Annotated in this window: 9 protein-coding genes; 3 read left to right on the plus strand and 6 right to left on the minus strand. The window is 74.8% G+C overall.

The window, feature by feature from the left end:
• The 3 genes from AB0C69_RS29960 to AB0C69_RS29970 all read right to left on the minus strand — a co-directional run.
• The coding region (locus AB0C69_RS29960) for an acyl-CoA dehydrogenase (protein ID WP_360358453.1) at positions 1–1,453 on the minus strand (1,453 nt) is incomplete at its 3' end.
• Positions 1,454–1,460: 7 nt separating this feature from the next.
• Positions 1,461–2,621 (minus strand): steroid 3-ketoacyl-CoA thiolase, encoded by a 1,161-nt coding sequence (locus tag AB0C69_RS29965; RefSeq protein ID WP_345179291.1) that lies wholly within the window; start codon positions 2,619–2,621, stop codon positions 1,461–1,463.
• Between the two features lie 78 nt (positions 2,622–2,699).
• The gene (locus tag AB0C69_RS29970) at positions 2,700–4,292 is read right to left on the minus strand and encodes an acyl-CoA synthetase (RefSeq protein ID WP_360358454.1); all 1,593 of its coding nucleotides are present in this window, start codon (positions 4,290–4,292) and stop codon (positions 2,700–2,702) included.
• A 170-nt stretch (positions 4,293–4,462) separates the two neighbouring features.
• On the opposite strand from AB0C69_RS29970, the gene AB0C69_RS29975 reads away from it, so the two are divergent.
• Positions 4,463–5,383 (plus strand): 3-oxoacyl-ACP reductase, encoded by a 921-nt coding sequence (locus AB0C69_RS29975; RefSeq protein ID WP_345179288.1) that lies wholly within the window; start codon positions 4,463–4,465, stop codon positions 5,381–5,383.
• 49 nt (positions 5,384–5,432) lie between these two features.
• On the opposite strand, the gene AB0C69_RS29980 is transcribed toward AB0C69_RS29975, so the two are convergent.
• From AB0C69_RS29980 to AB0C69_RS29990, 3 genes are read right to left on the minus strand one after another with little or no spacing between them, the layout of a single operon-like run.
• Positions 5,433–6,209: an SDR family oxidoreductase gene (locus AB0C69_RS29980; RefSeq protein ID WP_360358455.1), complete on the minus strand. Its 777-nt coding sequence runs from the start codon at positions 6,207–6,209 to the stop codon at positions 5,433–5,435.
• 11 nt (positions 6,210–6,220) lie between these two features.
• Positions 6,221–6,970: an SDR family oxidoreductase gene (locus AB0C69_RS29985; RefSeq protein WP_360358456.1), complete on the minus strand. Its 750-nt coding sequence runs from the start codon at positions 6,968–6,970 to the stop codon at positions 6,221–6,223.
• Positions 6,971–7,017: 47 nt separating this feature from the next.
• Positions 7,018–7,668: a TetR family transcriptional regulator gene (locus AB0C69_RS29990; protein WP_360358457.1), complete on the minus strand. Its 651-nt coding sequence runs from the start codon at positions 7,666–7,668 to the stop codon at positions 7,018–7,020.
• Positions 7,669–7,848: 180 nt separating this feature from the next.
• Here AB0C69_RS29990 and AB0C69_RS29995 point away from each other — a divergent pair, with 180 nt between their 5' ends.
• Positions 7,849–9,369: an FAD-dependent oxidoreductase gene (locus tag AB0C69_RS29995; protein ID WP_360358458.1), complete on the plus strand. Its 1,521-nt coding sequence runs from the start codon at positions 7,849–7,851 to the stop codon at positions 9,367–9,369.
• A gap of 5 nt (positions 9,370–9,374) precedes the next feature.
• On the plus strand, positions 9,375–10,148 hold a 774-nt coding region (locus AB0C69_RS30000), incomplete at its 3' end, for a lipase family protein (protein WP_360358459.1).

The following is a 10,148-nucleotide window of genomic DNA, read 5'->3' on the forward strand; positions in this document are numbered from 1 at the left end:
CCGGGGTGCTCACCTCTGATGCCGTGTCCACGCCTTGGTGTGGGTGATCTGGTCGCGTGGGTGGTGGAGGTCGGGGCCGAGAGTAGGCGGTCGCCCGCTCGTGCTGGGCGGCCGAACCGTGCGCGATCAGCGTCGGCACCACCCAGTTGCCGATGATCATGTCGTGGGCGCGCAGGCCGGCGGCGCGCATCTCCTCGGCGATGACGAGCTGGGACACGGCGTCGGCGCCCTTGCCCCAGGGCCGGGGCAGGTGGGGCGAGGTGTAGCCGCGGGCGGCGAGGTAGGCGAGGCGCTCCTTGCCGTCCAGGGCCTTCGCGGGCTCCAGCTCGGCACGGACCTCGGCGCGGATCCGCTCGGCCTCCGGGGGGAGTTCGACGCGGAGTTCGCGGCGGACGCCGTCGAGGGTGAGGCGAGCGACGCGGCGGCGCCAGGACGCGGCGGAGCCGAGCAGGACGCGGAGGGTCTGGGCGCGGCGCAGGTAGAGGCTCGCGTCGTGCTCCCAGGTGAAGCCGATGCCGCCGAGGGTCTGCACGCAGTCCTTCGCCGTCTGGAACGCGGCCTGGACGCTGGTGGCCCCGGCGACCGCCGCCGCCAGCGACGCCTCCCGCTCGCGCCCCTCGTCGTGGGCGCGGGCGGCGTCCCAGGCGCAGGCGCGGGCCTGTTCGGCGTGCGCGAGCATCCGCGCGCAGCGGTGCTTGACCCCCTGGAACTGCCCGATGGGGCGGCCGAACTGCTCGCGGACCTTGGCGTACTCGGCGGCGGTGGTCGTCGCGCGGTCCGCCAGGCCGGACGCCTCGGCGGCGAACAGCACCGCCGCGAGGTCCCGCACGGCCTGCGAGCCGATCTCCAGGACCGCCCCCTCGGGGACGGTCCGGTTCTCCGGTCCGACCCTGCCCAGTCGCCGGGTCAGGTCGTGGCTGGGCAGTTCGTCCACCCTCACGGCGTCCCGGGGCAGCAGGATCCAGGCCGTCGCGTCGCCGTCCTTCGCCGGGAGGACGAGGAGATCAGCCAGGGGGGCGCCCAGGACGGGCCCCGACGTGCCGGTCACCATGGTCTCGCCGCCCGAGCGGGAGATCGCCAGGCTTCCCGCGTCGAGCCCGACGGCGCCGACGGCGCTCCCGTCGGCGAGGGACGGCAGGTGCTCGGCATGTCCCGCGCGGTGCAGCACGGCGCTCGCGAGCACCGTCGGAAGGAAGGGGCCGGGGGTGACGGCCCGTCCGAGCTCCTCCAGGACGACGGCCAGTTCGACCATCCCGTAGCCCGCGCCGCCCGCGTCCTCGGGGAGGTGCAGGCCGAGCAGGCCCTGCGCGGCGAGGTCGTCCCAGAACGCGGGAGCCTTCTCCCGCTCGGCGTCCACGGCGGCGCGGACGGCCGCGGGGGTCACCTGCCGGGAGGTGAACGCGCGCACGGCGTCGCGGAGGTCGCGGTGCTCCTCGGTCAGCCCGATGGTCATGTGCTCCTCAGATCCGTTCGATGATGGTGGCCGTGGAGTGCGCGCCGCCCGCGCACATCGTGACGAGGGCGGTCGACCTGTCGGACCGCTCCAGCTCGTTCACGGCCTGGGTGATGAGGCGGGCGCCGGTGGAGCCGACCGCGTGGCCGAGGGCGATGGCGCCGCCGTTGACGTTGACGCGGTCCATGTCCGCGCCGTGCACCGAGGCCCACGACAGCACGACCGACGCGAACGCCTCGTTGATCTCCACGAGGTCGATGTCGGACAGCGTCATCCGGGCCCGGTCCAGCACGTGCCGCGTCGCCTCGATCGGCCCGTCCAGGTGGTAGTACGGGTCGGAGCCCACCATCCCGGACGCGACGATCCGGGCCCGGGGGCGCAGCCCCAGCTCGGCGGCCCGGTCCGCCGCCATCAGCAGCACCGCGGCGGCGCCGTCGCTGATCTGCGACGAGTTGCCCGCGGTGTGGACGCCGTCCGGGAGGACCGGCTTCAGCCCGGCGAGCGCCTCGGCGGTCGTGTCGCGCAGACCCTGGTCGCGGGTCACGACGGCGGTCTCCCCCGTGGGGCCCTCCCTGGTCATGACCGGCGCCTCGATCTCCAGGATCTGGCCCGCGAAGCGGTCCCGCGCCCACGCCGCGTTCGCCTTGACCTGCGACGCCAGCCCGAACGCGTCCGCGTCCTCCCGGGTGATGCCGCGCTTCTTCGCGATGCGCTCGGCCGCGGTGAACTGGTCGGGCATGTCCAGCTCCCAGCCGTCCGGCGCCGGGCTGCCGGTCTCCGGCGTGAGCGCCTGGCCGAGGAAGACCCGGCTCATCGCCTCGACGCCGCAGCCGATCCCGGTGTGCACCGCCCCGGACGCGATCAGCCCCGCCACGAGGTGCACGGCCTGCTGCGACGACCCGCACGCGCAGTCGATCGTCGTGCACGCCGTCTGGTACGGCAGGCCCGCGTACAGCCAGGCGTTGCGGGTGACGTTGTTGGACTGCTCGCCCGCCTGCGTCACGCAGCCGCCGACGACCTGCCCCACGGTCGCGGCGTCGACGCCGGCGCGTTCGAGCAGCCCGCGCTGCACCGCCCCGAGCAACTGCGCCGGGTGGAGCCCCGACAGGGCCCCGTACCGCTTGCCGACCGGGGTTCGGACGGCATCGACGATGACGGCCTCGGGCATGGCGGAAACTCCTTCACTACGAACAAGCGGATCGGTACGCCGCCCCGGAACACGCGGCGGCGTTCATCGGGCGGCAGGTCAGGCCGTGGGCTCGCCGGTGAGGACGCGTCTGGCCCAGCGGTAGTCGGCCTTGCCGCTCGGGGAGCGGACGACGGGGGTGAAGGCGACGACGGCCGGGATCTTGTAGCCCGCCAGGAGCGCGCGGCAGTGGATGCGCAGGTCCTCGGCGGTGGCGGACGCGCCGGTGCGCAGCTCGACGACGGCGGCGACGCGCTCGCCGAAGCGGTCGTCGGGGACGCCCGCGACCAGGGCGTCCATCACCGCCGGGTGCGCCTTGAGGGCCTGCTCGACCTCCTCGGGGAAGACCTTCTCGCCGCCGGTGTTGATGCAGCCGGAGCCGCGCCCGAGGACGACGACGGTGCCGTCGGCCTCGACGCGGGCCATGTCGCCGAGGATCGACCAGCGCTCGCCGTCGATGACGGGGAAGGTCCGGGCGGTCCTCACCGGGTCGTTGTGGTAGCCGAGCGGGACGTGGCCGGAGCGGGCGACGTGGCCGACCTCGTCCGAACCGGGCGGGACCGGCTTCATGTCCGCGTCGACGACGGTGACGTGCGGGCCGGCGGCGAGCCGCATCAGGCCGTCCTCGCCCACGCTGATGCTGCCGTCCACGCCGGACTCGGAGGCGCCGAAGCCGTTGTTGACGTGCAGGCCGGGGATCAGCTCGGCGAACTCCTCCTGGACGCTGCGCGACAGGATCGCGCCGCCGGAGCCGAGCACCCTGAACGAGGACAGGTCGTGGCGGGCGCCGTGCGCGCGGATCGCGTCGGCGAGCGGGCGCGCGATCGCGTCCCCGACCACCGTGACGATCATGGGCTTCTCGCGCTCGATCAGGGCGAGGGCCTCGACCGGGTCGAAGCGCCGCATCAGGACCGCGGTGGAGCCGGTGAACAGCGACATCAGCAGCGTGTAGGTCGCGGCGCCGTGCATCAGCGGCATCGTGAGCATGTAGCTGAGCGCGAACCCGTCGCGCGCGGCGGCGGCGAGGGACTCGGCGGAGAGGTGCGGGTCGCCGTAGGGGTTCCCGCCCTTCACCGCGGCCATGTAGAAGTCCTCGTGACGCCAGACGACGCCCTTGGGCAGCCCGGTGGTCCCGCCCGTGTAGAGGATGTAGCGGTCGTCGGCGCTGCGGCCCTCCCGGAGGGACGGGTCGGGCTCGGTCTCGTCCGCGTCGTAGGCGGCGACGTCGATCCGGGGCGGCCATGCCGCGGCGCCGCCGGTCCCGACGACCGTCACGTGGCGGAGCGCGGGGCAGTCGCCGGCCACCCGGGCGGCGGCGGGGGCGAACTCCGCGTCCACGACCAGGCCCGCCAGCTCGGCGTCGGTGTAGATGTGCCGCAGTTCGCGGTCGGTGTACCGGTAGTTGACGTTGACCGGGACGGCGCGGGCCTTCAGGCAGCCGAGCAGCGTCTCGACGTACTCGGCGCTGTTCGGCATGTGGACGCCGACGTGCTCTCCGGGGGCGACGCCCGCCGCGCGCAGCCGGTGCGCCACGGCGTCCGCCCGCCGGTCCAGTTCGGCGAAGGTCGCCCTGCGGTCGCCGCAGACGAGGGCGGGACGGCCGGGCACGGCCGCGGCCACCGCCTCGAAGAGGGTCGCCAGGTTCAGCGTCATGGCGCGAGACTAGAATTCATTCTCATTCGCGGGCAACGGCTGTCCCACTCAGCGGTCCACGCCGGTCGAACGGCCGCTGCGGACCCGCTCAGCGGGACGTCTCCGGTGGCGGAACTAGAATACGTACTAGCCTCCCGGCGGACGTTCCCCACACCGACCCGGAGGCTCAGATGAACGCCGACCTCTCCCTGGCGGGCCGTACCGCCGTCGTCACCGGCGCGGGCGCGGGGCTGGGCCGCTGCGAGGCCCTCGCCCTGGCCGCGCGGGGCGCCAACGTCGTCGTCAACGACATGGGACCGGCCGCCGAGGAGGTCGTCGCCGAGATCGAGCAGGCGGGCGGCCAGGCCGTCGCGGTGACGGGGGACGTCGGCGACTGGTCGATGGGCGACACGCTGGTGTCGGCCGCCGTCGACACGTTCGGCTCGCTGGACGTCCTGGTCAACAACGCGGGCGTGCTGCGCGACAAGATGCTGTTCAACCTGTCGGAGTCGGACTGGGACGACGTCGTCCGCGTCCACCTGAAGGGGCACGCGGCGGTGTCGCGGGCCGCAGCCGTGCACTGGCGGGCCGCCAGCAAGGCCGCGGGCGGCCCGGTCTACGGGCGGGTGGTCAACACCGCGTCGGAGGCGTTCCTGTTCGGGTCGGCGGGCCAGCCGAACTACTCGGCGGCGAAGGCCGGCATCGTCGCGCTGACGCTGTCGACGGCGGCGGGCCTCGGCCGGTACGGGGTGCGCGCCAACGCGATCTGCCCCCGCGCCCGGACGGCGATGACCGAGGCGACGTTCGCCGAGGGCACCTCCCCCGGCGGGCTGGACTCCATGGCGCCCGAGCGGGTCGGGACATTCGTCGGCTACCTCGCGTCCCCGGCGGCGGAGAAGATCAGCGGGCAGGTGTTCGTGGTGTACGGCGACATGGTCGCGCTGATGGCCGCGCCGACCGTGGAGCACAAGTTCACCGCCGCGGACGGCGTCTTCTCCGTCGAGGAGCTCGGCGAGCAGATCACCCCGTACTTCGAGGGGCGCGAGCCGCACCGGACCTACGCCGCCTACAGCGTCGCCGCGCTCGACGACACCGGCACCAGCAGGCACTGAGGCGCGACGCCGGCCCCCCGCGCGTCGCGCGGGGCGGGCCGGCGGCCGTTCAGAAGACGTCCGGGCCGCGCAGGGTCGCCTCGGCGCCGCCGTCCACGTAGATGACCTGGCCGGTCATATGGGTGTTGGCGGGCGACACCAGCCAGCGCAGGGCCTCGGCGATCACCTCGGGACCGGCGTAGCCGTTCAGCGGCATGGGGACGGCCTCGTTCATCACCTTGAGCATCGCCTCGTCCTCGAACAGCGGCGCGCTCATCGGCGTCCTGACCACGCCCGGCGCGATCGCGTTGAGGGGGATTCCCTCGCCGGCCCACTCGGGGGTGACGCTCGCGCGGCGCATCCACCGCGCCAGCGCCGCCTTCGACGACGGGTACGTCCGGTTGCCCGCGCCGGCCGCGACGACCTTCGCCGCCGCCTCCAGCGCGGCGGGCTCGTCCCCGGCCAGGCAGGCCCGCACGGTCTCCTCGTCCGCCGGGTGCGTGCCGGCGATCGACCCGACGACGGCCGCGCGCGGGGCCTCCGCCCTGGCCAGCGCGGGGCGCAGGCCCTCCATCAGCGCGACGACGCCGAAGTAGTTGACCTTGACGGGCAGCTCGGTGAAGTCGGAGACGCCGGCGCAGGCGACGACGGCGTCCAGGGTGCCGCCGCACAGGTCCAGCACCTCGGCGACCGCCCGCGACCGTCCCTCGGCGCCGCCGAGGTCGGCGCACACGTCGGCGTCGCGCAGGTCGACCCCGACGACCGTGTCCCCCTGCTCGCGCAGCAGCCCGGCGAGCGTCTTCCCGATGCCGGACGCCGTCCCGCTGACGGCGATGGTGCGTGCCATGGTGGTCCCTCTCAGGTGTGGGCGCCGCCGTCCACGCGGAGGTCGGCGCCGGTGAAGTAGGCGGCGTCGGACGAGGCGGCGAACGCGATCGCGGCCGCGATCTGCTCGGGCTCGGCCGCGCCGTAGTAGGAGCGGATCTTGGAGAAGTAGGTGAGGTCCAGGCCGTCCGGGAACATGCCCGGCGCCCGGGTCAGCGGGGTGTCGACGGCCCCCGGGGAGATCGGCACGACGCGGATGCGGCGGGCGGCCAGCTCGGCGGCGAGGCTCAGCGAGAACGCCAGCACGGCGCCCTTGGACGCCGAGTACGCCGTCATGAACGGGTTGCCCTGCGTCGCCGACAGCGAGGCGGTGTTGACGATCACGCCGGTGCGGTCGGGGAGGTGCCTGAGCGCCTCGCGGCAGAACAGGGCGGTGCCGACGAGGTTGACGGAGAACATCCGGTGGAGGTCGTCCACCGTGAGGGTCTCGATCGGGGTGGTCCTGTGGACGCCCGCGACGTTGACGAGCACGTCGATGCCGCCGAGCGCCGCCGCCGCGTCCGCCACGGTCGCGATCACGGCGGCCTCGTCGGTGACGTCCGCCACCCGGGTGGCGACGGTGCCGGGACCGCCCGCCGCGGCCGCCGTCCCGGCGAGGCCCTCCTCCGAGAGGTCCACGGCGTACACCGCGGCGCCCTCGGCGGCCAGGCGGATCGCGGTGGCCCGTCCGATGCCCGACGCGGCCCCGGTGAGCAGCACTTTCACGCCGTCAAAGCGATTCATGGCGGCACGCTAGCCCGGCCGCGGGACGTCCGCCGGGGCCGTCCCGATCACTGGGAGGCGTGCGGCGCGGGGCGCGCGGCGCCGCTTCCCGGAGCGTTCGAGCGGGGCGCGAGCAGCAGCCGGCAGGCGAGGCGGATGTCGCTCTCGACGTCGGCCATCGACGCGCGGCCGTTCAGGCTCGACTGGAGGACGCCGTACCAGCACTGCATCAGCAGCCGGACGAGGGTGACGTCCTGCGCGGTCGGCACCTCGATCCCCACCGCCCGCAGCAGGATCTCCCGGAACGTGCTGTCGATGTGGACGGTGTCGGCGACGGTCGCGACGTGGGCGGTGTTGGACGCGTGCAGCATCGACGTCGACAGGACCGGCTGCGCCATGAGGTGCCGGCTGGCCTGCACCAGCAGGTCGGCGACCGCGTCCTCGGGGCTCGTGCCGGGCGCGGGCTCGGTGACCTGGTCGCGGAGCCGGTCGACCTGCTTGGCCATGACCGCGGTGAACAGGTGGACCTTGGACGGGAAGTACCGGTACAGGGTGCCGATCGCGACCCCGGCGGCCTTCGCGACCTCGTGCATCTGGACGCGTTCGAGGGACTTCTCCGCGCCGATGCGCGACGCGGCGCGCAGGATGCGCTCGCGCCGGTCGTGCTGCTCCGGCGAGCTCGGCTCGGCGGACAGCCTGCCCGCTGCGATCCTCGCCACGGTCCTCCCCCGGTCCTTTCCGTCCTGCGATCCTTCCCGTCCTGCCAGGGAACAATATCCGGGCTCCGGGCCGTCCCCGCGAACGTCCGTACCGGTCAGTGGGACGGGCCGCCCCTCCCCGCCCGGACCGCGCCCTACGGTGTGCCCGCGCTGAGAACCCGAGGTCGGAGGGCATGCCACATGGGACGAGCCGGGTGGGACGACGAGTACGACGTGGTGGTCGCCGGCTCCGGGGCCGGGGCGATGGCGGGCGCGCTCGCCGCCGCCTCGGGCGGCCTGCGGACCGCCGTCCTGGAGAAGACGGGCCTGCTCGGCGGGACGTCCGCGTACTCGGGTGCGGCGATCTGGCTGCCGGGGACGCGGGTCCAGGAGCGCGCCGGGCTCGGCGACTCGACCGAGGGCGCGCGGACCTACCTGCGGGCGCTGCTCGGCGACGCCGAGGCCGAGCGCCGCGAGGCGTTCCTGGAAACAGCCCCTGAGCTGGTGGACTTCCTGGAGAGGGACCCGGCGATCGAGTTCCGTTTCCAGGCGTTCCCCGACTACTTCGACGCGCCCGGGCGCCTGGACATGGGCCGGTCGTTCGTCCCGGTCGAACTTCCGGCCGAGCGGCTCGGGGAGCTCGCCGCGCTCGTCCGCCCGCCGGTCGACCGGGACCGGGCGGGCCGGGGGCACTCGGCGTCCAAGCCGCTGGTGCAGGGCCGGGCGCTGATCGGGCGGCTGCTCCTGGCGGTCACCGCGACCGGGTCCGGGGAGATCCGCACGCGGACCGCGCTGACCGACCTGGTCGTCGAGGACGGCCGGGTGACCGGGGTCACGGCGATGACCGCGGACGGCCCGGTGCGGCTGCGGGCCCGGCGCGGCGTCCTGCTGGCGGCGGGCGGTTTCGAGTCGTCCGCCGCGCTGCGGGCCGAGCGCGGCGTGCCGGGCGGCGCCGGCCTGACGATGGCCCCCGGCGGCGCGAACACCGGCGACGCGATCGAGGCCGCCGTCCGGATCGGCGCGTCCACCGGACTGCTGGACCAGGCGTGGTTCTGCCCCGGCCTGCTCGCCCCCGACGGACGGCCCGCGTTCACCCTCGGGTTCCGCGGCGGGCTGGTCGTGGACGGCTCGGGCCGCCGGTTCGCCAACGAGTCCCTCCCCTACGACCGGATGGGACGCCGGATGGCCGCCGCGGAGGGACCGTTCCATCTGATCTGGGACGCGCGGGCGGGCGGCCTGCCCGCGATCTCCGTCCCGCCGCTGCGGGCGGACGAGCAGCTCGCCTCGGGCGCCTGGGTCCAGGCGGGCACCCTGCCGGAGCTTGCCGGGATGATCGGGCTCCCCGCGGACGCGCTCGCCGCCACGGTCGAGCGGTTCAACGGCTTCGCCGCCAAGGGCGCGGACGAGGACTTCCACCGCGGCGAGGACCCCTACGACCTGTACTTCTCCGGCGGCGGGCCGTGCGTCGTGCCCGTCGTCCGGCCGCCCTACCTCGCCGCGCGGGTCGTCCTGAGCGACCTCGGGACGAAGGGCGGGCTGCGCACCGACGCCGACGCCCGCGTCCTGGACGGCTCGGGCCGTCCCGTCCCCGGGCTCTACGCCGCCGGCAACACCAGCGCCTCGTTCACGGGCCCCGTCTACCCGGGGCCCGGCGTGCCGATCGGGTCGGCCATGGCCTTCGCCTACCGCGCCGTCCAGGACATCAGGAGGAACCACACGTGAGATCGATGGGAAGGGCCGCCGTCGCGGCGGCCGCGTGCGCCGTGCTGGCCGGGATCGCCGCGGCCCCCGCGCAGGCCGCCCCGGCGCAGCGCGGGAAGCTGCTCGAAAGCAGGCCGCTGACGAACCTGGCGGCGCTGCCGAGCGCGGCGAAGAACCGGTTCGTCACCTACGCCTCCGAGGGCGTGGGCGGGAAGCGGATCACGGTCACGGGCACCGTCGCCGTCCCGAAGGGCACCCCGCCGCCCGGCGGCTGGCCGGTGCTGAGCTGGGCGCACGGCACCACCGGGACCGCCGACGCCTGCGCTCCGTCCGCCGACGCCCCGGGCGGCCCGGTGCGCGACTACCTGTCGCTCACCGAGGCGTACCTGGACAAGTGGGTCGCGAACGGCTTCGCGGTCGTCCAGACCGACTACGAGGGACTCGGCACGCCCGGCGGGCACCCGTACATGAACGGGGCCAGCGAGGCCAACACCGTCACCGACATCGTCCGGGCCGCCCGCAGGACGGACCCCCGCATCGGGCGCGACTGGTTCGTCGCCGGCCACAGCCAGGGCGGCCAGGCGACGCTCTACACGGCGGCGGCGAAGCAGGAGCCCCGCGACATCCGCCTCAGGGGCGCCGTGGCGATCGCGCCCGGCTCGAACATGAGCCAGACCGCGCAGTACGTGAAGGCACAGTACCCGGGCGCCGAGGTGGCGCTGCCGTTCCGGCCCCGCGCCCACCGCGGCGGCTACCACGCCTACATGTCGGGCGGAAAGCTGGAGGCGCTGAACGTCCCC

Source organism: Actinomadura sp. NPDC048032, assembly GCF_040653175.1.
GTDB classification, from domain to species: Bacteria; Actinomycetota; Actinomycetes; order Streptosporangiales; family Streptosporangiaceae; genus Spirillospora; species Spirillospora verrucosospora.